The 22,992-nt window shown below is 68.0% G+C and carries 19 protein-coding genes; 15 read left to right on the plus strand and 4 right to left on the minus strand.

Annotation, left to right across the window (positions count from 1 at the left end; translation table 11 throughout):
- A partial coding sequence (locus NPA30_RS16435) for a methyl-accepting chemotaxis protein (RefSeq protein WP_256803863.1) occupies positions 1–1,024 on the minus strand: 1,024 nt, incomplete at its 3' end.
- A 332-nt stretch (positions 1,025–1,356) separates the two neighbouring features.
- Between NPA30_RS16435 and NPA30_RS16440 the strand changes: the two genes are divergently transcribed.
- From NPA30_RS16440 to NPA30_RS16475, 8 genes are all read left to right on the plus strand, one after another.
- A complete protein-coding gene (locus NPA30_RS16440) occupies positions 1,357–2,205 on the plus strand; it encodes a fumarylacetoacetate hydrolase family protein (protein ID WP_256803864.1) in 849 nt (282 codons plus the stop codon).
- Between the two features lie 255 nt (positions 2,206–2,460).
- A complete protein-coding gene (locus NPA30_RS16445; protein ID WP_256803865.1) occupies positions 2,461–4,512 on the plus strand; it encodes an alpha-1,4-glucan--maltose-1-phosphate maltosyltransferase in 2,052 nt (683 codons plus the stop codon).
- Between the two features lies 1 nt (position 4,513).
- On the plus strand, positions 4,514–7,843 hold the full coding sequence (gene treS / locus NPA30_RS16450) for a maltose alpha-D-glucosyltransferase (RefSeq protein ID WP_256803866.1): 3,330 nt from the start codon (positions 4,514–4,516) through the stop codon (positions 7,841–7,843).
- Positions 7,840–10,062 (plus strand): 1,4-alpha-glucan branching protein GlgB, encoded by a 2,223-nt coding sequence (gene glgB / locus NPA30_RS16455; protein ID WP_256803867.1) that lies wholly within the window; start codon positions 7,840–7,842, stop codon positions 10,060–10,062. The genes treS and glgB overlap by 4 nt, the downstream gene beginning before the upstream one ends.
- Before the next feature lie 144 nt (positions 10,063–10,206).
- On the plus strand, positions 10,207–11,220 hold the full coding sequence (locus NPA30_RS16460) for an ABC transporter substrate-binding protein (protein WP_256803868.1): 1,014 nt from the start codon (positions 10,207–10,209) through the stop codon (positions 11,218–11,220).
- Between the two features lie 169 nt (positions 11,221–11,389).
- On the plus strand, positions 11,390–12,457 hold the full coding sequence (locus NPA30_RS16465; RefSeq protein ID WP_256803869.1) for a tetratricopeptide repeat protein: 1,068 nt from the start codon (positions 11,390–11,392) through the stop codon (positions 12,455–12,457).
- Between the two features lie 102 nt (positions 12,458–12,559).
- Positions 12,560–14,002, plus strand: coding sequence for a ribosome biogenesis GTPase Der (der, locus tag NPA30_RS16470; protein ID WP_256803870.1), 1,443 nt, complete (start codon positions 12,560–12,562; stop codon positions 14,000–14,002).
- Between the two features lie 92 nt (positions 14,003–14,094).
- On the plus strand, positions 14,095–15,297 hold the full coding sequence (locus NPA30_RS16475) for a cell wall hydrolase (RefSeq protein ID WP_256803871.1): 1,203 nt from the start codon (positions 14,095–14,097) through the stop codon (positions 15,295–15,297).
- Positions 15,298–15,432: 135 nt separating this feature from the next.
- Here NPA30_RS16475 and NPA30_RS16480 read toward each other — a convergent pair whose 3' ends face one another.
- Complete coding sequence (locus NPA30_RS16480; protein WP_256803872.1) at positions 15,433–15,957, minus strand: ankyrin repeat domain-containing protein; 525 nt, start codon at positions 15,955–15,957, stop codon at positions 15,433–15,435.
- 147 nt (positions 15,958–16,104) lie between these two features.
- On the opposite strand from NPA30_RS16480, the gene NPA30_RS16485 reads away from it, so the two are divergent.
- The 6 genes from NPA30_RS16485 (at position 16,105) to NPA30_RS16510 (ending at position 19,823) form a co-directional block, all read left to right on the plus strand.
- The gene (locus NPA30_RS16485; RefSeq protein ID WP_256803873.1) at positions 16,105–17,025 is read left to right on the plus strand and encodes a DMT family transporter; all 921 of its coding nucleotides are present in this window, start codon (positions 16,105–16,107) and stop codon (positions 17,023–17,025) included.
- Between the two features lie 80 nt (positions 17,026–17,105).
- A complete protein-coding gene (locus NPA30_RS16490; RefSeq protein WP_256803874.1) occupies positions 17,106–17,471 on the plus strand; it encodes an AtpZ/AtpI family protein in 366 nt (121 codons plus the stop codon).
- A gap of 115 nt (positions 17,472–17,586) precedes the next feature.
- A complete protein-coding gene (locus NPA30_RS16495; RefSeq protein WP_256803875.1) occupies positions 17,587–18,336 on the plus strand; it encodes a F0F1 ATP synthase subunit A in 750 nt (249 codons plus the stop codon).
- Positions 18,337–18,404: 68 nt separating this feature from the next.
- A complete protein-coding gene (locus tag NPA30_RS16500) occupies positions 18,405–18,632 on the plus strand; it encodes a F0F1 ATP synthase subunit C (protein WP_256803877.1) in 228 nt (75 codons plus the stop codon).
- Between the two features lie 86 nt (positions 18,633–18,718).
- Complete coding sequence (locus NPA30_RS16505; RefSeq protein ID WP_256803878.1) at positions 18,719–19,330, plus strand: F0F1 ATP synthase subunit B; 612 nt, start codon at positions 18,719–18,721, stop codon at positions 19,328–19,330.
- A 13-nt stretch (positions 19,331–19,343) separates the two neighbouring features.
- On the plus strand, positions 19,344–19,823 hold the full coding sequence (locus NPA30_RS16510; protein WP_256803879.1) for a F0F1 ATP synthase subunit B: 480 nt from the start codon (positions 19,344–19,346) through the stop codon (positions 19,821–19,823).
- 386 nt (positions 19,824–20,209) lie between these two features.
- Here the strand turns inward: NPA30_RS16510 and NPA30_RS16515 are convergent, their stop codons facing one another.
- Both NPA30_RS16515 and NPA30_RS16520 read right to left on the minus strand, forming a co-directional pair.
- Entirely contained in the window at positions 20,210–20,860 is a 651-nt protein-coding gene (locus NPA30_RS16515) for a ribonuclease HII (RefSeq protein WP_256803880.1), read from the minus strand.
- Positions 20,861–21,128: 268 nt separating this feature from the next.
- Complete coding sequence (locus NPA30_RS16520; RefSeq protein WP_256803881.1) at positions 21,129–22,286, minus strand: PA0069 family radical SAM protein; 1,158 nt, start codon at positions 22,284–22,286, stop codon at positions 21,129–21,131.
- Between the two features lie 87 nt (positions 22,287–22,373).
- Here NPA30_RS16520 and NPA30_RS16525 point away from each other — a divergent pair, with 87 nt between their 5' ends.
- On the plus strand, positions 22,374–22,928 hold the full coding sequence (locus NPA30_RS16525) for a glycosyl transferase family 2 (protein WP_256803882.1): 555 nt from the start codon (positions 22,374–22,376) through the stop codon (positions 22,926–22,928).
- Positions 22,929–22,992 lie beyond the last annotated feature (64 nt).

The following is a 22,992-nucleotide window of genomic DNA, read 5'->3' on the forward strand; positions in this document are numbered from 1 at the left end:
ACTCTTCGGCCACCGGCCGCTCCATGCGCACCGTCAGGTCACCCTCCGCCAGCCGCTCGAAGCCGGCCTCGATGTCGTGTACGAACCCCTTCAGCTCCTCGGCCTTGGCCTGCTCGGCCGCCATCTGGCGCTCTCGCTCGGCGACCTGCGCCTCGCGCGCCGCCTTGGCTTCGGCCTCGATACGCGTCTTCTCCGCACCGGCGCGCTTGAAGGAGGCGAAGGCACGGGCGAGGTCGCCCATCTCGTCCTTGCGGTCGATGCCCGCCAGGTCCGGCACGTCCTCGCCGTCCGCCAGACGGTCGAGCGAATCGATGGCATGTCCGAGCGGCGTGAGCAGGCTGCGGCGGATGAACAGCGCGATGCCGACGCCGAGGAGCATCGTGACGCCGGCTATCACCATGGCGATCGTCTTGGCGGTTGCGTTGCTGCCATTGAGCGCGCTCTCCCCGGCCTGGGCCTCGGCGTCGATCCGCGTCAGAAGATCGCTCATGCTGGACTTGGTGGCCTCGACCGCCGCGCCCAGCGCCTCGGCCTGGCCGTCGAACTCGCCCATGATCCTGTTGCCGCCTTCGGGGCCATCCGCGACATAGGCGCGGGCCATCTTCTGTCCGACGTCGTAAAAGCCGGGAAAGGCGGCCGTCAGACCATCGAGCGTGCCGATAATCTGGTCGGCCTTGAGGTCGCTGGCGAGCCCGCGGGCGGCGGCGACATTGCGGGCGAAGGCCGCGGCATTCTCCTTGGCGAGGTCGAAGCCGTCGTTCAGACCGTCGAGTCCACGCGTCGCCGAGACGTCGGTCAGGAATTGCTGCACCTGAACCAGGTTCAGCTCGATCTCCTTGGTAAGCTGTGCGAGATCGAGGGCCTTCCGGCTGGTCGCGAGCCAAAGCTTGGACTGGTCCGCCAGCTCGTCGCTGCCGCCGACCAGCATGCGGTCGACCACGATCTGGCCACCGACGACGAACGCGATGAGGACGACGAGCGCGGTCATGACGGCGCGCTTCAGCCGGTTCGAACGGATCTTCATGACGGAAACTCCGGGCGCGGGACGTGCAGGGACGGCCGTGGCAGCTGCGGGATCGAGATCCCGTTTTCAGGGCGATCCTTACCCAGGCAATCATTAAGTCGCACCTAAGGCTCAGAGGGCATCTCTCAGGGTCGATGAGGGGGAAGCGAAGGTGGTGCTCCTCGCGGGCGGATGCTAGCTTTTGCCGACCCTCTCCACCGCCAGCCGCACCGGCCTCCTCGGCGGCCGTTGCGAAGGACGACGACGTCACGCCGACGGGACTTGCGGCATTGTCTCGCTATGTATCGGCCGATGCGCCGGGTGAGGTGCGGGCAGGTTCGAAGGAGAAGGCGATGCGGCTGGTACGGTACGGCGAGGCAGGCAAGGAGAAGCCGGGGCTGATCGACGAGGAGTTCCACCTTCGCGACCTCTCGGGCGAGATCGACGACATCGCCGGCGAGACCCTGTCGCGGGCCGGGCTCGACAAGCTGCGCCAGCTCAATCCGAAGAGCCTGCCCAAGGCCGATCCCTCCCACCGGATCGGCCCCTGCATCGGCGGCGTCGGCACCTTCGTTGCCGTCGGGCTGAACTATGCCGACCACGCGAAGGAGTCGGGCATGGACATCCCCACGGAGCCGATCCTGTTCTCCAAGGCGGTCTCCTCGATTTCCGGCCCGCTCGACGACATCCTGTTGCCGCGCGGCTCGCAGAAGCTCGATTGGGAGGTGGAGTTCGCGATCGTCATCGGCGAGGAGGCGCTGTACGTTTCGGAGGAGGCGGCGCTGGATCACGTCGCAGGCTTCTGCCTCTGCAACGACGTATCGGAGCGCGCCTTCCAGGCCGAGCGCGGCGGCCAGTGGATCAAGGGCAAGAGCTTCCCCGGCTTCGGCCCGCTTGGGCCTTGGCTGGTGACGCCGGAGGAGTTCGAGGACGTGCAGGCGGTCGACCTCTGGCTCGACGTCAACGGCGAGCGGATGCAGACCGGCTCGACGTCCACGATGATCTTCGGGGTGAAGACCCTCGTCTCCTACATCTCGCAGTTCATGCGGCTGATGCCGGGTGACGTGATCACGACCGGTACCCCGCCTGGTGTCGGCATGGGCATGACGCCGCAGCGCTTCCTCAAGGCCGGCGACATCGTCACCCTCGGCGGCACCCATCTCGGCGAGCAGCGGCAGGTGGTCCAGGCCGTGGAGGGCTGAGGCGCCGCGACCTCTTCGAGACGTCCGTTGCGGGCGGCGCCAACGGCGCTGCGGGAGACTTTGGCGCGTGTCCGCTGGGCTGCGCCACGCGTGCGGCGCCAAAAAACTCGGTGCCTGCGGCTGGACGTCCCGCGGGCCGCCCCTATCCCTTAGACGGCGGCCGGGCATCCCGCACTTTCCGGTGAACAAGCCCGAGACGCCGCGCGTTCGTGTGCGAGAAGACGGTTTATCCCAGACGTTACGGAAGGTCCCTCGATGTCCAGCGCTGCCGAAGCGATCTCCAAGCCCAAGCGCGCCGCACGCAGGCGGCCTGACGAGGATGCGGAGTCGCTGCTGCGCGAACTCGCCGAGAGCCGCCTTGCCATCGAAGGCGTGACGCCCGAGATCGACGGCGGCCGCTTCGCGGTGAAGCGGGTCGAAAACGAGCCGCTGGAGATCGAGGCGGACGTCTTCGCCGACGGTCACGACAAGATCGCCGCGGCGGTGATCTATGGCCCGGCGGACGGGGAGTGGGCGGAGGTGCCGCTGCGCTTCGTCGCCAACGATCGCTGGCGCGTTACCATCAGCTTCCCGCAGCCCGGGCCCTACCGCTTCTCGATCCTCGCCTGGCGCGACCTCTATGCGACGTGGCGGGACGAGGCGAAGAAGAAGCGGGACGCCGGCATCGACATCACGCTCGAACTGGCCGAGGCGCGCGAGCTCGTGACCAAGGCGATGGAGTCGGGGCGCGGCTCGAAGCCGGCCCAGCGCCAGCTGAAGGCGCTGCTGGCGCAGCTCGAGAAGTTCGAGGCGAGCGGCGACCGCGACAGTCAGTACGAGCTGATGCAGCTCGACGAGACGGTCACGCTGCTCGAAGAGGCGGGCCAGCGCACCAATCTCACGCGCTATGCGATCGACGTGCCCGTCTGGGTCGACCGCACCGCGGCGGCGTTCAGCGCCTGGTACGAACTGATGCCGCGCTCGCAGTCGGGCGACCCGAACCGTCACGGCACCTTCGACGACGTCATCGGCCGCCTGCCCGACATCAAGGAGATGGGCTTCGACGTCCTCTACTTCCCGCCGATCCATCCGATCGGCCGGACCAATCGCAAGGGCAAGAACAATTCGCTGCGGGCCGAACCGGGTGACGTCGGCAGCCCCTATGCGATCGGCGCCGCGGAAGGCGGGCACCTGGCCATCCACCCCGAGCTCGGCAGCTTCGACGACTTCGCCCGCCTGGTTGAGGCGGCGCGCGCACACGGCCTCGAGATCGCGCTCGACATCGCGCTCAACGCCTCGCCCGACCACCCCTGGATCCGCGAGCATCCGGAGTGGTTCGACTGGCGGCCGGACGGCACGATCAAGTACGCCGAGAACCCGCCGAAGAAGTACGAGGACATCGTCAACTTCCACTTCTACCGCAAGGCGATCCCGTCGATCTGGTACGCGATGCGCGACATGTTCCTGCACTGGGTGCAGCACGGCGTGCGCATGTTCCGGATCGACAACCCGCACACCAAGCCGTTTCCGTTCTGGGAGTGGGTGATCGGGGAGGTGCGCAGGGTGGAACCCGGCGCGATCTTCCTTGCCGAGGCCTTCACTCGTCCGAAGGTGATGAAGCGCCTCGCCAAGATCGGCTACAGCCAGTCCTATTCCTACTTCACCTGGCGCAACGAGAAGTGGGAGCTGGAGGAGTACCTGACGGAGCTGACGCAGGACGCGTGCGCCGAGTACATGCGGCCGAACTTCTTCGTCAACACGCCGGACATCAACCCGGTCTTCCTGCAGACCTCCGGCCGTCCAGGGTTCCGACTGCGCCTTGCGCTCGCCGCGACGCTCGGCGGCAACTACGGCGTCTATTCCGGCTTCGAGCTGTGCGAGTACGAGCCGGTGAAGCCGGGCAAGGAGGAGTACCTCAACTCCGAGAAGTACGAGATCCGCGCCTTCGACTGGAAGCGGCCGGGCAACATCCGCGACGACATCGCCTTCTTCAACCGGCTGCGCCGCACCGAGCCGGCGCTGCAGGAGTTCCGCAATCTCCAGTTCTACAACTTCTGGAACGAGAACGTCCTGTTCTACGGCAAGCGCACCGCCGACCTCTCGTCCTTCCTGCTCTTCATCGTCTCGCTCGATCCGCACAACCCGCAGAGCGGCAGCTTCGAGGTGCCGTTGTGGGAGTTCGGTCTGCCGGACAGCGGTCTCGTGGATGTCGAGGACATGATGACCGGCGCCCGCTTCGAGTGGCGCGGCAAGATCCAGCACTGGTACCTCAATCCGAGCGAATGCCCCTTCGCCGTCCTGCGCATCTCCCGTTCAAGCCGAGTGTAACATGACCGAGCATGTCCTTCTGACGCCGACCGATGTGACAGCCGGTCCCGATCCCGACGCGACCGACTGGTACAAGGACGCGATCATCTACCAGCTGCACGTGAAGACGTTTGCCGATTCCAACGCGGACGGCATCGGCGACTTCGGCGGACTGCTCGAGAAGCTCGACTACATCCAGGGGCTCGGCGTCACCGCCATCTGGCTCTTGCCCTTCTATCCCTCGCCGCTGCGCGACGATGGCTACGACATCGCCGACTACCGCGCGATCAATCCCTCCTACGGCACGATGGAGGACTTCGACCGGCTCGTGGAGGAGGCGCACAAGCGCGGGATGCGGGTCATCACCGAGCTCGTCATCAACCACACCTCCGACCAGCATCCGTGGTTTCAGGCAGCGCGCAACGCGCCGGCCGGTTCGCCCGAGCGCGACTTCTACGTCTGGTCGGACACGGACGAGCGCTACGACGAGACGCGCATCATCTTCCTCGACACGGAGGTGTCGAACTGGACCTGGGACCCGGTCGCCAAGCAATATTTCTGGCACCGCTTCTACTCGCACCAGCCGGACCTCAACTTCGACAATCCAAAGGTGATGGAGGAGGTGCTCTCGGTGATGCACTTCTGGCTCGACAAGGGTGTCGACGGGCTGCGGCTCGACGCGATTCCCTATCTCGTCGAGCGCGACGGCACCAACAACGAGAACCTGCCGGAGACCCACGACGTCCTGAAGGCGATCCGCGCCGACCTCGACAAGCACTATCCCGACCGGATGCTGCTGGCCGAGGCGAACCAGTGGCCGGAGGACACGCGTCCGTATTTCGGCGACGGCGACGAATGCCACATGGCGTTCCACTTTCCGCTGATGCCGCGCATGTACATGGCGCTGGCCCAGGAGGACCGGCACCCGATCACCGACATCATGCGGCAGACGCCGGAGATCCCGGACAACTGCCAGTGGGCGATCTTTCTGCGCAACCACGACGAGCTGACGCTCGAGATGGTGACGGAGGAGGAGCGCGACTATCTCTGGTCGACCTACGCCTCCGAGACCCGCGCCCGCATCAATCTCGGCATCCGCCGCCGCCTGTCGCCGCTGATGGGCAACGACCGGCGCAAGGTCGAGCTTCTCAACGCGCTCCTGATGTCGATGCCGGGCACGCCCGTCGTCTACTACGGCGACGAGATCGGCATGGGCGACAACATCTATCTCGGCGACCGCGACGGCGTGCGCACGCCGATGCAGTGGTCGGCCGACCGCAACGGCGGCTTTTCCCGCGCCGATCCGCAGCGGCTCTATCTGCCGGTGATCCAGGATGCGCTCTACGGCTACCAGGCACTGAATGTCGAGGCGCAGTCGAACAACCCGGCCTCGCCGCTGAACTGGACGCGCCGCCTGATCCAGGTGCGGCGCACCCGCGAGGCCTTCGGCCGCGGCGCCATCAAGTTCCTTTACCCGTCGAACCGGAAAATCCTGGCCTATCTGCGCGAGCACAAGAGCGAACGCATCCTGTGCGTCGCCAACCTGTCGAGCTCGGCCCAGGCCGTCGAGATCGACCTCTCCGAGTTCCAGGGCTGCATGCCCGTGGAGATGCTCGGCCAGTCGGCGTTCCCGCCGATCGGCGCGGGGCCCTACATCCTGTCGTTGCCGGCTTTCGGCTTCTTCTGGTTCGAGCTGACGTCTGCCGGGTCGGTCGGCCTCACCAGCGTGCCGCAGCCACTGCCTGACTTCCGTACTCTCGTCACCAACGGTGACCTGCGCGAGGCTCTGACCGGCCGCAACCGCTTCGATCTTCGGGATTCGCTGCCCGAGTTCGTGAGCCGCCAGCGCTGGTTCGCGGCCAAGAGCGAGAAGCCGAAGAGCGTCGACTTCACCGTCTACGGGGCGCCCCCGGCATCGCGCCACCACCTGATCGCCGAGGTCACTGTCGATCTGCCGGCCGGTGCGCAGCGCTACTTCCTGCCGCTCGGCGTGAAGTGGGGCGAGAAGCACCTCAGCCGCGACGCGCCGGCGCTTCCCTACACGCTCGCCAAGATCCGCAAGGGCCCGCGACTTGGTGCGGTGCTGGACGGCGGCCGCGATCCGGACTTCGCCAAGGCGATGGTCGAGATGGTCGCGGCGGGCGAGGCCGTCGAGGTGCCCGGCGGCCGGCTGGAGGTCGAGCGCTCCGCCGCCGAGGCCGAAGCGGTCGACGCGGCAGCCGTGGTGGCGGTCGACGACATCGCGCCGCTCGGCGGCGAGCAGTCGAACACCTCGATTGCGATCGGCACGGTCGGCATCCTGAAGTTCTACCGGCAGCTGCGCGACGGCATCCAGCCGGAGCTCGAGGTCACGCGCTTCCTCACCGAGAAGACCGACTTTACTGCGGCGCCGGCGCTGCTCGGCAGCGTCGAGCTCGCCCGCGAGGACGGCACGCGGACGGCAATCGCCGCGCTCTTCCAGCGGGTCGAGAACCAGGGCGATGCCTGGGGCGTCATCACCGATGCACTGGTGCGCTATCTACGCGACCACGCCTATACGACACAGCCCTTTGCCGACGTCGATGGCGAGGTCGGCGCACTGTCCGAGCCGAAGATCCAGATCCAGATCGAGGCCGGTCGCACCATTGGTACGCGCACCGGCGAGATGCATGCGGCGCTCGCCACCGTCACCGGAGACGCCGATTTCGATCCGGAGCCGATCGACGCCGGGGCCCTCGGCGGCTTCATCGCCGAGGCGAAGAAGGAGGCCGAAGACGCGCTGTCCGTCTTGAGGCAGCTGCGATCGGGCAGCGGCGGCGATGCGAACGTGGAGGAGATCGACCGTCTCCTCGCCAACCAAAGCGCGCTCCTGACCTGGTTCGACGGCTTTGCGCAGATCGCGGTCGGCAGCCGGCGCACCCGCATCCACGGCGACTACCATCTCGGCCAGGTGCTGGTGGCCAAGAATGACGTGGTCATCCTCGACTTCGAGGGCGAGCCGGGACGGCCGCTGGAGGAACGCCGCAGGAAGTCCTCGCCGCTGCGCGACGTGGCCGGCATGCTGCGCTCCTACGACTATGCCGCCTTCGCGGCGCGCGACAAGGCGGGTCCCGCCGACGACGCGACCAAGGAGCGGCAGCGCGAGATGGCCGAGACGTGGCGGGACGAGACCGTCGCGGAATTCCTGGGGGCGTGGAGCGAGGCGTCCGGCATCGATCTCTCCGAGCCGGGAACGAACCAACTGCTCGACCTCTTCCTTCTGCAAAAGGCCTTTTACGAGCTCCGCTACGAGGCGGCGTTCCGCCCCGCCTGGCTATCAATCCCCCTGCGCGGGATCATCTCCCTCCTCGAGAAGCGACAGGTTCTGAAATGAACATCGACACCCGACCGACCGCCGGTCCCGCGATCGATCATCGCCCGCATCCCGAGGCCGCCGAATCCATCGGCCGCGGCACGCATGGCAACCCCTTCGACATTCTCGGGCCGCATCCCGTCTCCGGCGGCACGATCGTGCGCGTCTTCCGACCCGGCGCCCAGAAGGCGGCCGTCGTCGATCCCTCGGGGACGGTGCTCGGCGAACTCGAGCCCTTCGGCCCGGAGGGCTTTCATTCCGGCTTCGTGCCCGGGCTGGCGGCGGATGCGCCATACCGGCTTCGCTACACGCATTTCGCCGACAGCTGGGAGGAAGAGGACACCTACCGCTTCCCGCCGTTGATGACCGACCTCGACGCCTTCTATTTCTACGAGGGCACGCATTACCGGCTCTACGAGAAGCTCGGCGCGCATCCGACCGAGATCCTGGGCGTCAAGGGCGTTGCCTTTGCCGTCTGGGCACCGTCGGCCCAGCGCGTCTCGGTGGTCGGCAACTTCAACTCGTGGGACGGACGGCGCCACGTGATGCGCCGCCGCTACGAGTTCGGCGGCTGGGACATCTTCATCCCGGGCATCGGCAAGGGCGAGATCTACAAGTTCGAACTCACCGGACCGAATGGTGAACTCCTGCCCCTGAAGCAGGACCCGGTGGGCTTCATGCAGGAGATGGCTCCGTCGACGGCCTCCATCGTCACCGGTCTCGTCGAGCACGACTGGAACGATCACGACTTCCGCGCGCAGCCGGAGGACTGGCAAAGCCGGGACAAGCCGATCTCGATCTACGAGGTCCATCTCGGTTCCTGGCGGCGCGGCGACGGCAACACCTTCCTCGACTACGACCAGATCGCCGGGCAACTGGTGCCCTACGTGAAGGAGATGGGTTTCACCCATGTCGAGTTCATGCCGGTGTCGGAGCATCCGTTCTACGGCTCCTGGGGTTACCAGCCGATCGGACTCTACGCGCCGACCTCCCGCTTCGGCTCGCCCGAGGGCTTCGCGCGGCTCGTCGACCAGCTGCATCAGGCCGGCATCGGCGTGCTTCTCGACTGGGTGCCGGGCCATTTCCCGACCGACATCCACGGGCTTGGCCGCTTCGACGGCACGGCGCTCTACGAGCACCTCGACCCGCGCAAGGGCTTCCACAAGGACTGGAACACCCTGATCTTCAACTACGGGCGAACCGAGGTGAAGAATTACCTCGTCGCCAACGGCCTCTACTGGCTCGACCGCTTCCACATCGACGGGCTGCGCGTCGATGCCGTCGCCTCGATGCTGTACCTCGACTACTCGCGCAATGCCGGCGAGTGGGAGCCGAACATCTATGGCGGGCGCGAGAACCTTGAGGCGATGGCCTTCCTGAAGGAGACCAACGAGCGCGTCGGCGAGTATTATCCCTTGGCCACCACGCATGCCGAGGAGTCGACCGCCTTCCCGGACGTTTCCCGCCCGACCTATGCCGGCGGCCTCGGCTTCCACTTCAAGTGGAACATGGGCTGGATGCACGACACCCTGCACTACATGCAGGAAGACCCGATCAACCGGCGCTACCACCAGCATCACATGACCTTCGGGATGGTCTACGCCTATTCCGAAAACTTCGTGCTGCCGCTCAGCCACGACGAGGTCGTGTACGGCAAGGGCTCGCTGCTCGGGAAGATGCCGGGCGACCGCTGGCAGAAATTCGCCAACCTCAGAGCCTATTTCGGCTTCATGTGGACCCACCCGGGCAAGAAGCTCCTGTTCATGGGCGGCGAGTTCGCGCAGGAGCGTGAATGGGCGCACGACTTTTCGCTCGACTGGCACCTCCTCGATGATCCGTCGCACGAGGGGATGCGCCGGATGGTGCGCGACCTCAACGCGCTCTATCGCTCGACGCCCTCGCTTTACGAGCTCGACTGCGACCCCGCCGGGTTTGAATGGATCGACGCCTCCGACACCGCGCAGAGCGTCCTGTCCTACATCCGCAAGGATAAGGCCGGCCGGCCGGTGCTCGTCGTCTGCAACTTCACGCCGGTGCCGCGCCACGACTACCGGGTCGGCGTGCCGGAAGGCGGGCGCTGGCGCGAGGTCTTCAACACGGATGCCGAGAGCTATGGCGGCTCGGGCGTCGGCAACATGGGCGGCAAGGACGCCGAGCATTGGCCGGTGCATGGCCGCTCGCACTCCATCGGCCTGACCCTGCCGCCGCTCGCGACGATCGTGCTGACGCCGGAAGGTTGAGCGCGGCCGCGGCGACCCGATCCCAGTGATCAACAATACGTGCCCGGCTACCAGCCGGGCTCGCCATGTCCGGCAGAGGCCGCTAGGTCTCAACCGGGAGCGGGTTCGCCCGCGACATCGTCATGACCATATCCGGGGGAGATCATGAACCGCCTTATCACGACGACTGCCGTAGCGGTCGCCCTCTTCGGCCTCACAGCCGCCGCACAGGCGCAGGACGCCGGATCGCAGGAGTGCGGTCGCATCCGCATCGCCAGCATGAACTGGGCCTCGGCTGAGGTGATGGCTGCGATCGACCAGTTCATTTTGAAGAACGGCTATGGTTGCGATGCCGAGATCGTCAGCGGCGACACGATGCCGACCTTCACCTCGATGACCGAGAAGGGCGAACCCGACGTCGCGCCCGAGGTCTTCGTCAACCAGTTCCGCGAGCAGGTCGACCAGGCGGTCGCCGACAAGCGCATCGAGTATGGCGCCAAGGTGCTGCGCGACGGCAGCGAGGAAGGGTTCTGGATCCCACAATACATCGCCGACGGACACCCCGACATCGTCAAGCTGTCGGATGCGTTCGAGCATCCCGAGCTGTTCCCGGCGCCGGAGGATCCGTCGAAGGGCGCGGTCTACAACTGCCCGTCGGGCTGGGGCTGCCAGATCATGGTCGGCAACTTCTTCAAGGCCTATGACGGCGAGGACCAGGGCTTCACGCTGGTCGACACCGGGTCGGCCGCTGGCCTCGACGGGTCGATCGCCAAGGCCTACGAGAGCAAGACCGGCTGGCTCGGCTACTACTGGTCGCCGACGGCGATCATCGGGCGCTACCCGATGAAGAAGCTGCAGTTCGACGTCGCGTTCGACGCGGCCGAGTGGAAGAGCTGCACCACGCAGCCGGACTGCGCGGACCCCAAGCGCAACGCGTGGACCCCTGCCGAGGTCTACACGCTGATCACCCCGCGGCTCGAGAAGGAGTCCGGCCCGGCGGTCGAGTACCTGAAGACCCGCTCCTGGGGCAACGACGTCGTCAACAAGGTGCTGGCCTGGAAGGACGAGAACCAGGCGACGGGCGAGGACACCGCGCTCCACTTCCTGGAGACGCGCGACGACGTCTGGACCGACTGGGTGCCGGCCGAGGTTGCCGACAAGGTGAAGGCAGCGCTCTGACGCGCGCCCGCGTCTCTGCTTGTGTGAGGGCCGTCCGTTTCGGGCGGCCCTCTTCGTTTGTGCGCGCGGCGAATCGCGCCGCCGCCCTTCCACCGCCGCCAAAAATCGGTAGAAAGCCGCTTTCGATGACACGTTGCTCGTTCGGTGGGCGGCGCTGACGAGGAACGGCATGAGCGACGACAGCTTCTTCCGCGAGGTCCACGAGGATCTCCGGCGCGACAAGGTGCAGGCCGTCTGGCGGCGCTACGGGGGGCTGTTGATCGGCGGCGCGGTCCTGGTGGTGCTGATCGCCGCCGGTCTGGTGTGGTGGGAAGCGCACCGCACCAGTCAGCTGAACACCGCCGGCGACGCCTATCTCTCTGCGCTTGACCTCGCCGACCAGGGCAAGACCGACGAAGCCGTCACCGCGCTCCAGGCGATCGCGGAGGATGCGCCCGGCGCCTATCCGGTGCTGGCGAAGCTGCGGATCGCGGGCGTGCGCGAGGCGGCCGGAGACACCAGTGCCGCAGTCGAGGCTTATGACGCGGTGGCCGCCGACGGCGACGCGCCGCAGCCATTGCGCGACGTGGCCGCGATCCGCGCCGGCTACATCCTCGTCGATACGGGCAGCCTCGACGACGTGCGGAGCCGTGTCGAGCGCCTGTCGAGCGACGCCGAACCGCTGCGCTTCGCCGCTCGCGAGGCGATCGGCCTCGCCTCCTGGAAGGCGGGCGACGTGGACAATGCCCGCACCCTGTTCCAGGAACTGCGCGACGACCAGGGGGCGCCTTCGGGAATATCAGGGCGCGCCGCCGTAATGCTCGACGTCATCGCGGCGGGCGACAAGGATGCGGTGCCCGCCGAGCCGGCTGCCGGCGGCGACGGCGCCGCTGCGCCCGCGCCTGACGCCGACGCTGCGCCGGATGCCGCGCCGTCGGTCGATGCGCTGCCCGGAATCGCGCTGCCCACCACGCTGCCGGACGAGACAACGTCGCCGTCCGCAGCGCCGGAGGCCGCCGTACCGCCCGCTGCGGCTCCGGATGCGCAGACATCTGCGCCTGCCGCGACCGCGCCCGAGGTGGCATCGCCCGCCACGTCGAATGCGGCGGGACCGGAGACTCCCGCGCCTGCCACCGATGCCCCGACGCCGCCGGCAGCCGATACGCCCGCTGCGCAGCCGGCGCCTGCTCCGGATGCCGCCTCCGTGCCGGCGCCTGACGCGCCCGCCGCGACGACGTCGCCGTCGTCGGGCGGCTGAGCCCGACACCGTTCATCTGACGGCACGGCGGCAGGTGACGCGCTGCCGCCGCGATGTCATACCCGGCCTTGCGGCTGCCCTGTGACGGCCGACGGAGAACCTATGGTCACGATCGCCATCATCGGCCGCCCGAATGTCGGCAAGTCGACGCTGTTCAACCGGCTCGTCGGCAAGCGCCTGGCGCTCGTCGACGACCGGCCCGGCGTGACGCGCGACCGCCGCTCGGGCGAGGCCTCGCTCATCGACCTCGAATTCGAGATCGTCGACACGGCCGGTCTGGAAGAGGCGGGCGCGGCGACGCTCGAAGGTCGCATGCGCGCGCAGACCGAAGCCGCGATCGAGACGGCCGATCTCTCGCTGTTCCTGGTCGATGCCAAGACCGGCGTGACGACGCAGGACGCGAGCTTCGCCGAGCTCCTGCGGCGCAAGAACAAGCCGGTGGTGCTGGTCGCCAACAAGGCCGAAGCGCGCGGTTCGGACGCTGGCTTCTACGACGCCTTCGCGCTCGGCCTCGGCGAGCCCGTGGCGATCTCGGCCGAGCATGGCGAGGGCATGGGCGACCTGCGCGACGCGCTGGTCGAAAGCCTCGGCCTCGCCGCGTTCCGCGACGAGCACGAAGCGATTGAGCCGGACGAGGTCGCCGTCACCTCGGTCGACCTGCCGCCGGACGACGAGGCGGACGAGGAGGCCGAGCTCGACCTCTACGATGCGACCAAGCCGCTGCGGATTGCCATCGTCGGTCGCCCGAATGCCGGCAAGTCGACACTGATCAACCGCTTTCTGGGCGAGGACCGTCTGCTGACCGGACCGGAAGCCGGCATCACGCGCGACTCCATCTCGGTGGAGTGGGAATGGCGCGGCCGTCGCGTCAAGATGTTCGACACCGCCGGCCTCAGGCGCAAGGCGCGCGTACAGGAGAAGCTCGAGAAGCTGTCGGTCGCCGACGCGCTGCGGGCGATCAAGTTCGCCGAGGTGGTCGTCATCGTGCTCGACGTCACGATCCCCTTCGAGCGGCAGGACCTGCAGATCGCGGACCTGATCGTGCGCGAGGGACGGGCGCCGGTGATTGCCTTCAACAAGTGGGATCTCGTGGAGGATCGGCAGGCGATGCTCGCCGATCTGCGCGAGCAGACCGAACGACTGCTGCCGCAGGCCCGCGGCATTCGCGCCGTGCCGATCTCCGGCGAAAGCGGCGAGGGGCTGGACCGGCTGATGCAGGCGGTCGCCGAGACCCACGAGATCTGGAACAAGCGCATCTCGACCGCCAAGCTGAACCGCTGGCTTGAGCGCGTCGTGAGCCATCACCCGCCGCCGGCGGTCGCGGGCCGGCGCGTCAACATCAAGTACATGACGCAGGTGAAGAGCCGGCCGCCGACCTTCATGATCTCGACCTCGCGGCCGGAAGCGATCAACGCCTCCTACACGCGCTACCTCGTCAACGGGCTGCGCGAGACCTTCGGTCTGCTCGGCGTGCCCATTCGACTCGGCCTGCGCAAGCCGGACAATCCCTTCGCCAAGCGGCGGAGCCGAGCGCCATCGTCCTGATTGCGAAGCAAGTTTTCCACCATCCGTTAACCAACGGACAAGGTTAATGATCCATTCTCGGTCCGGTCGAGGGGTTCGAGCGGATCGGGGTGATGGCGGAAGCGAGGGGGCGGCGCGTGTCGATGCGCCGCGACGGACGGAAGACCAGGACCGGCATGAAGGCGCTGGCGGTGCTCGTCGGCGGGCTGCTGCTGGTGCCGGCGTTCACGACGTCGGCGGCCTACCAGGACATGACGAGCCTGCTCAACGGCGACGGCGCGGCCGCCCGCTGGCAGACCTTCTTCATTCCATCGCCGGCGGGCGCGATCGAGGAGGCGAAGGTCGCCTTCGCCAGCGAGCGTGTCTCCGAGCGACTGCCGAGCGGCGTTGGCCTGCAGGTGCGCGACGGCGAGAAGTTCACCGTCGCGACGAGCCGGCCGGTGGTCGTTTCCCCGGACGAGGCTCGCGTGACACGCGCCGACAAGGGCCGGCGCGTCATCGCCGTGACGCCGGCCGCACCGCCGCGCGCCTTCACCGCAGGCTCGATCCTGCAGCGCCAGAGCGCGCTGCGGCCGAGCCTCGGCCAGGGCGACGAGGAGATCGCGTCGGGCTTCACCAGCCACAGGGGCAAGGTCCTGCCGGTCGAACTCGCGATGAACTTCCAGAGCCGCATCGGGGCGATCGTGCCGACCACATCGGCGCCGCCCTCGGTTCTCGTCGCAGCCGCCTCGCACACCGGCGCTGCCGGCGAAACCACGGCCCTCGGCTATGCCGAAGAGACCGGCCCGAACGGCGCCGCCTCGCTGTTCGGCAAGATCCTGAAGAACGACCCGTCGACGCCTTTCGTGCCGCCGGTCGGCGACGAGGACCACGCCTGGGCGGCGACCCCGCTGCCGGCCACGGCCTACGCGGACAAGGAACAGGCCTGCCTCGCGCGCGGCATCTACTTCGAGGCCCGCGGCGAATCCGAGCTCGGTCAGGCGGCGGTGGCACAGGTGATCCTCAACCGGGTGCGCAACCCGGCCTATCCGAAGACGATCTGCGGCGTGGTCTACCAGAACAAGAACTGGCGCAACCGCTGCCAGTTCTCCTTCGCCTGCGACGGTCGCAAGGATCGGATCCGCGACGCCGACGCCTGGAAGGAGGCCGAATCCGTCGCCGATCAGGTGACGAAGGGCGAGATCTGGATCCCGGAGGTCGGATCGGCGACCCATTACCACGCGACCTACGTCAAGCCGCGCTGGGCGAACGCGATGGAGAAGGTCGACAAGATCGGCCGGCACATCTTCTACCGCACCTTCGGCGGCGGCTGGTAAGGGCGCTCGCCGGCCCGAAACTCCACTGTCGGCGGTTCCGGGTCTTCCCTGAGTCGGGACAGCCGCCCGGTGAGGCCTCCGGGCGGCCCGGCGTACCTTCATGCGACGGCTGCGAGATGCGGGAGGCCGCCGCGATCAGCCGCCGGTCGCCTGCCGCAGGCGTGCGGCCGCCTCGCCGGCGCCCATCTTGTCGGCCGCTTCGGCCGCCGAGAAGCCGGCGGCATCGCAAAGGGCCGGATCGGCGCCGCGGTCGAGCAGCAGTTCGACCATCTCCAGCCGGTTGAACATCGCCGCCGTCATCAGCGCGGTGCGCCCGTCGCCGCCGTGTCCGTCGATCGCCGCACCGTGCTCGAGCAACGCCTCGACGCAGCCGCGATCGCCCTTGAAGGCGGCGGCGACGAGCGGGGTCTGGCCGCGATCGTTGGCCCGCTCCGGGTCGGCGCCGTGCGCGAGCAGCGCGCGCACCGTGGCCGGGTGCCCGTGATAGCTCGCCAGCATCAGCAGCGTGTCGCCCTTGTCGTTGCACATGTTCGCCGGCAGCCCGGCGCCGAGCAGCGCCTCGATCTCCTCGGCATCGCCCGAGCGGGCACGGTCGAAGATCTGGCCGGCGAAGGCGATGGTCTCCGCGTCGAGAGGAGGATGCGTCGGGTCGCTGGACATGAGGCTGGCTCCGATGGGTCGACTGCGAGCCCCGCAGATACCGCGCGGCTCGGTGCCGGAAAGGTGTGGCGCCTGACCGCTCGCCAGCGGGCGCGGCGACGGCTATGGCTCGCCGGATCGTTTCAACGCACTCGAAAGCTGTTCCGCATGGCGTCCGGCGCCGTTTCCGCATCCCGCACCACCGGCCTCGTGACCGCGGGCATCCTGTTGATGCTGCTCGCCGATTTCCTGTTCGCCCTGAACGACGCGATGGGCAAGTGGCTGGTCGCCAGCTTCTCGGTCGGCCAGCTCCTGCTGGTGCGCTCGGTCGGCGCGTTCGTCGTGCTGTCGCCGATGCTGGCGCGCCAGCCGGCTGCCGCGCTGCTTCGTCCGGCCCAGCCGGGCCTGCAGCTGCTGCGCGTCGTGCTGGCCACGGCCGACACGGCACTATTCTACGCTGCCGTCGTCTACCTGCCGCTCGCCGACGTGATGACGTTCTACATGGCCGGCCCGATCTGGGTCGCCGCGATGTCGCATTTCTGTCTCGGCGAGCGCGTCGGCTGGCGGCGCTGGTTGGCGATCGCGGTCGGCTTCGTCGGCGTCCTCGTGATCCTGCGGCCGTCCTCGGCCTCGCTGTCGCCAGCCTCGCTGTTCGCACTGCTCGGCAGCCTGTCCTTCTCGGCTGCGCTGGTGCTGAACCGCGTGTTGCGCGACACCTCCGACGCTGTGCTGGTCGGCTGGCAGACGACGGGCGCGCTCCTGACCGGCGCCGTCTGGTGCCTGTGGACCTGGCGCACGCCGGATGCCCTCGGGCTCGGCTCGCTGCTCCTCCTCGGCGTCGTCGCCTGCTGCGGCCACCTGCTGATCGCCCGCTCGCTGAAGCTCGCCCCCGCCTCGACTCTGGCGCCGCTGCAATACACGCTGCTTCTGTGGGGCGTCGTCTTCGGCTACGCCTTCTTCGGCGACGTGCCGGGCGTTCGGATGCTGGTCGGCTCGGCGATCATCGTCGTCGCGGGGCTCTTCATCTTCCATCGGCAGGCGGTGGTGGCCGAGGTGCCGGAGGAGGCGGTCAAGGTGCCGCTGGTCTGAGAGCTGCCGAAGGACGGGCTTTGACCGCCTGACACGCCGGTTTATCTCGGGGGACAGCAGGGGAGCGAGGGGGAATGACGATGAGCGAGGATGACGCCCGGCGCGGCAAGACGCCGACAGTCGGATCCGGTGGCGAGGCGTCGGACGCGGAATGGACCGCACGGCGGGCCGATCTTGCCGAGCGGATCGCCGCCCAGCGCGCCAGGGTCGACGGGTCCGCAGCACCGGAGCGCAAACAGGGCGGCCTGCAAGGCCTCGGGGAGGGCCTGCGGCTGGCGAGCGAGTTCGTCGCCGGCGTCCTGGTCGGCGCCGGGATCGGTTATCTCATCGACCTTGCCCTCGGCTCGACGCCGATCGCGCTCGTGATCTTCCTGATGCTGGGGTTTGCCGCCGGCGTCCTCAACATCCTGCGCTCGGTCGGCAAGACGCCGCCCGCGAAGGGCTGAGTTTTTCGCTCGTCCACAAGCCCCATTGATCGAAGGCGGGGTGTTGCGAAGCGTCGCATGGAACGCTATGGCAAGGCGGCTTTGAGCCGCGCTTGACGTAAAAGGACACTTGAGTTTGGCGAACGATCCGATCCATCAGTTCCAGATCCATCGCCTGATCCCGATCGAGATCGGCGGTCTGGACCTCTCGTTCACCAATTCCTCGCTGTTCATGGCGCTGACCGCGGCGGTGGGCGCCGGGTTCCTCTTCTCGGCCACCCAGGGGCGCGGTCTGGTGCCCGGGCGCCTGCAGTCGACGGCCGAGCTCTCCTACGAGTTCGTCGCCAACATGCTGCGCGACTCCGCCGGTTCGCAGGGAATGCAGTTCTTCCCCTTCGTGTTCTCGATCTTCATGTTCGTGCTAGTCGGCAACCTGTTCGGGATGTTCCCGTACTTCTTCACCATCACCAGCCACATCATCGTCACCTTCGCGCTGGCGATGACGGTGATTGGCGTGGTCGTCGGCTACGGCATCTACAAGCACGGCCTCTCGTGGTTCCAGGTCTTCGTGCCATCGGGCGTGCCAGGGGTGATCCTGCCCTTCGTGGTGCTGATCGAGGTGATCTCGTTCCTGTCCCGGCCGGTCTCGCTGTCGGTTCGTCTCTTCGCCAACATGCTGGCGGGCCACATCACGCTGAAGGTCTTTGCCGGCTTCGTGGTGTCGCTGAGCGCGCTGGGCGCGCTCGGCATCGGCGGCGCCGTGCTGCCGCTGCTGATGACCGTGGCCCTGACGGCGCTCGAGTTCCTCGTCGCCTTCCTGCAGGCCTACGTCTTCGCAGTGCTGACCTGCATGTACCTCAACGACGCGGTGCACCCGCACCACTGAGTTTTCCAAAGTTTCGCGGCCGTTCGGCCGCGGACTCCACCCGCACGATCCAACCAAAGGAGTTTTTCATGGACGCGGATGCTGCACGTTACCTCGGCGCCGGGCTCGCCTGCTTCGGCATGGGCTTCACCGCCCTCGGCCTCGGCAACATGTTCGCCCAGTACCTCGCCGGCGCGCTGCGCAACCCGAGCGCGGCGGACGGCCAGTTCGGCCGCCTGATCTTCGGCTTCGCCGTGACCGAAGCGCTCGGCATCTTCTCGCTGCTGATCGCGCTGCTGCTCCTCTTCGTCGGCTGATTGTCCGACGCTTCTGAGGATCGTGTCTCAGGGCTCATCCGGCCATCGGGCCGGGTGAGCCACCGTTTTGCCGGAGACTTTCAAGAATGTTCGTGACACAAGCCTTCGCGCAGGAGGCCGACGCGCCCCCGACCAGTCACGCCCTGCCGCCCTCGGACACCGAGGCCGCGCAGCACGGCGAGACGGTTCAGGCCGAAGGCGGCCACGAGGGCGGATTCCCGCCGATGAACCCGCAGTATTTCGCCTCGCAGGTCCTGTGGCTGGCGATCATCTTCACGCTGTTCTACCTCGTCCTGAAGCGCGTGCTGGTGCCGCGGCTCGCCGGGATCATCGAGAACCGTCGTGACCGGATTGCGCACGATCTCGAGGCGGCCGAGCGCATGCGGCTCGATGCCGACGAGGCGCAGGCCGCCTACGAGCAGGAGCTGGCCGAGGCGCGCCAGCGCTCGCAGGCAATCGGGCAGGAGGCACGCGACGCCGCCCGCGCCGATGCCGAAGCCGAGCGCAAGCGGGTCGAGGGTGAACTCGACGCCAAGCTCGAGACGGCGCAGGCTCGTATCGCCGAAATCAAGCAGACCGCGCTCGCCGACGTCGGCACCATCGCCGAGGACGTCGCCGAAAGCATTCTCACCGATGTCGCTGGCCTGACCGTGTCGCGCGAGGACGTCGCCGGCTCCGTGCGCGCCGCGAAGAGCTGAAGGAGCACACGGCATGGATGAGACATTCTGGGCGCTCGTCGCGCTCATCATCTTCATCGGCATCGTCATCTACTACAAGGTGCCCGGCATCATCGCCTCGAATCTCGACCAGCGGGCAGAGCGCATCCGCAACGAGATCGAGGAAGCGCGCGAGCTGAAGGAGGAGGCCAAGCAGCAGCTGGCCGAATACCAGCGCCGCCGCCGCGAGGCCGAGAGCGAGGCGCGCGAGATCGTCGCCGCGGCACAGCGCGAGGCCTCGCTGATCGTCGAGGACGCGCGGCAGAAGAGCCACGACTACGTCGAGCGCCGCACCGCGATGGCCGAGGCGAAGATCGCCCAGGCCGAAAGCGAGGCGGTCGCCGAGGTTCGCAGCGCAGCGGTCAACCTCGCTGTCGACGCGGCCACGCGCATCATCACCGAGCGCAACGCCAGGGGCGAGAACCCCGGCTACGTCGATCGCTCGATCGCGGAGGTCCGCAGTCGCCTGCAGTAGGCCGGCGAGGCAGCGCCGGAAGAGTTGAACGGGTCGCGCGAGCGGCCCGTTTTCGTTTGCGTGACTTCCGGCCGCCGATTGCTCTGCAGAGGATGAGCGCAGCCGCCGTCTCCCCTGTGTTACGCTTCCGCATGTGAGGGCTCAGGGTTCGTCATCCCGGCCTCGAGCCGGGATCCATGCCTTACCGGGTCGGTGCACCGTCCGGCGAGAGATCATCACGAGGCGTCGCTTCTCTGACGTTGGACCAGCATCCACGGCTGGGCATGGCCTGCGGCCAGGCGTCAACGCCGGTCTGACGCGGCGGAGAAGGCGGCGCAGTCGTCGTTGCGTAGCGCCATGGCGGGGCCGTCGCGGCGAACGGACATCCCGGCAGCCGAACGCGAAGCCTACTCGGCCGCGTCGAGAAGGTCCGGGCGGAGCGGGCGGAAGCTCATGCGGTGGAGCGGGGAGGGGCCGAGCTGGGTGATCGCCGCGCGATGCTCGGCGGTCGCGTAGCCCATGTGGCGGCTGAAGCCGTAGCCCGGATGGACCGCGCAGGCGCGGGTCATCATCCGATCCCTCACCACCTTTGCGACGATGGAGGCCGCAGCGATCGAGAGGCATCGTGCGTCGCCCTCGATCACCGCCGTTCCCTTGGCGGCGAAGGCCGGCGGCACGTCCTTGCCATCGACGAGGGCATGGCAGGGCGCCTGCCCGAGCGCCTGCAGGGCGCGCCGCATGGCGACGAGCGTCGCGCCGCGGATGTTGAAGCGGTCGATTTCGGCGGCGCTCGCCGATGCGAAGGCGACGGTGGCGCAGCTGAGGATCGCCTCGAACAGGCGCTCGCGGTCCTCTGCCAGGAGCTTCTTGGAATCGTTCAGCCCGTCCGGGATGCACTCGGGATCGAGGATCACGGCCGCCGCGACGACCGGTCCCGCCAGAGGACCACGTCCGGCCTCGTCGACACCCGCGACGAAGCGCGCCCCGCGGGCGAAGCGCTCCTCCTCGAGCCGGAAATCGGGACGTTGAAGGGTGATCACCGTCGCGGTGCGCCCCACGGCCGGACGACCTGCGGACCGGCGGGCAGACGCGACGGGGGCGGGAGAATCGGAGGAACGGCGAGCCATTGCGGCGAGACTCGCGCATTCTCCGATTCTCCACAAGCCTCGCCCGCCCAGAGGAGACACGGGTGAGACTTTTCTCGTGCCGCCGCACGCCCGCCTGCCGGAGGCCGTGACGCGAGGCCCGCTCCGTCGCCGTGAGGGGCCGTCGGGTGCACGTGGCCCAGCCGATCGCCGAACGAAGGCGGGCCTGGCCGGCTGACCCTCAGAGCAGCGACAATTGAACGCCAGCGCCCTTCGGCGCGGTAAAGAGATCGGTCCGCGGCTGGGTGCGCTTCTCGTTCAGCCCGAGCCGCTTGGCCGTCATCTCGAAGCGTCGCCGGATCTGGAAGGCGTAGGGTCCGTTGCCTTTCATCCGCTTGCCCCATTCGGCGTCGTAGTCCTTGCCGTCGCGCATCGAGCGAAGCAGCGAGAGCACGTGCCGATAGCGGTCCGGATAGTGCCGCAGCAGCCAGTCCTTGAAGATCGAGCTCACCTCCAGCGGCAGGCGCAGCAGGACGTAACCCGCCTCCTTGACGCCGGCCGCGACGGCCGCCTCGAGGATGCGCTCGATCTCGTGGTCGTTCAGCCCTGGGATGACAGGCGCGGTCATCACCATGGTCGGTATGCCCGCGTCCGAGAGTGCTTTCAGCGCCTCCAGCCGCTTCGGCGGGGTGGCGGCGCGCGGCTCCATCGCCCGGGCGAGCGTGCGATCGAGCGTCGTCACCGACAGCGCCACCTTGGCGAGGCCCTTTGCCGCCATGCGCTGCAGGATGTCGATGTCGCGCGTCACCAGCGCCGACTTGGTGACGATCCCGACCGGATGGTTCGCCGCCTCCAGCACCTCGAGGATCTCGCGCATGATCTCCATGCGCTTCTCGATCGGCTGGTACGGATCGGTGTTGGTGCCGATGGCGATCGACCGCGGCTCATAGCCCGGCTTCGCCAGCTCGGCCTCCAGCAGCTCGGCGGCGTTCGGCTTGGCAAAGAGCTTCGATTCGAAATCGAGCCCCGGCGACAGCCCCATATAGGCGTGGCTCGGCCGGGCGAAGCAGTAGACGCAGCCGTGCTCGCAGCCGCGATAGGGATTGATCGACCGGTCGAAGGAGATATCCGGCGAGCTGTTGCGCGTGATGATCGTCTTCGGCCGCTCCACCTGCACCTCGGTCTTGAACGGCGGCAGGTCCTCGATCGTGTTCCAGCCGTCATCCACGGCACGGCGTGCGAACGGCTCGTAGCGGCCGGTCGGGTTGACGCCGGCCCCGCGCCCGCGGCGCCGGTCGAAGCCGACGCGCACGCCGGACTCGGCGACGACGTGCTGGGCGATGTCGATCCCGTTGGGCGCCGAGAAGGCGGCGCGGTCAGCGAGCTGTATGTCCTGCATAGGACGACCCTCCAGGGTTGGGGCCTTCGATATGAACGAAGTCCTAACGCGGGCGGAAGAACAATACAAGAACAAAGCAAGGGCATCATGGTTCCGCTGGCGCTTGGATCGGCAGGCGGCTATCCACAGGAAATGTTGAGCGTCTTCATCGAAACCCGGGCACATTCCGCCGAACTCGCCCTAACCCTCGCTTCACTCGTGCCCGGCGCCGTGGAGGGCGTGATCCGCGAGGTCGTGGTGGTCGAACGTGAACCGGACGAGGCGACGCGCAAGGTGGCAGACCATGCCGGCTGCCGGCTGATCGCGGCGAGGCAACTGGCGGCCGCGCTCCGGTCAGCGAAGGGCGAGTGGCTGCTGTGGCTGGAGCCCGGCGCCCGGCTGAGCGAGGGCTGGACGGAACCGGTGGTCGCGCACCTCGCCGGAGGCCCGGCGGTGGCCGCCCGGTTCCATCCGCTGCGTCCGGCCGGGGCCGGCTGGTCGTGGCGCCTGCGGCGGGGGCGTTCGGCGCTGCGCGACGGCCTGCTGCTGCCGCGGGCCGAGGTGTCGACGCTTCAGTCTGGGGACGAGAGCCTCGACGCCATCGCCAGGCGAAGGAAGGCGATCCGCCTGCCCGTGTCGATCCGGCCGAGCGCCGGCCCCTGACACTGCACGCCGAAAGCGGCTTCTCCTGTCATGCCGGCATGCGGGGGATCGCCGGCGGGCGCCG

This window comes from Mangrovibrevibacter kandeliae (assembly GCF_024519155.1).
GTDB classification, from domain to species: domain Bacteria; phylum Pseudomonadota; class Alphaproteobacteria; order Rhizobiales; family Rhizobiaceae; genus Mangrovibrevibacter; species Mangrovibrevibacter kandeliae.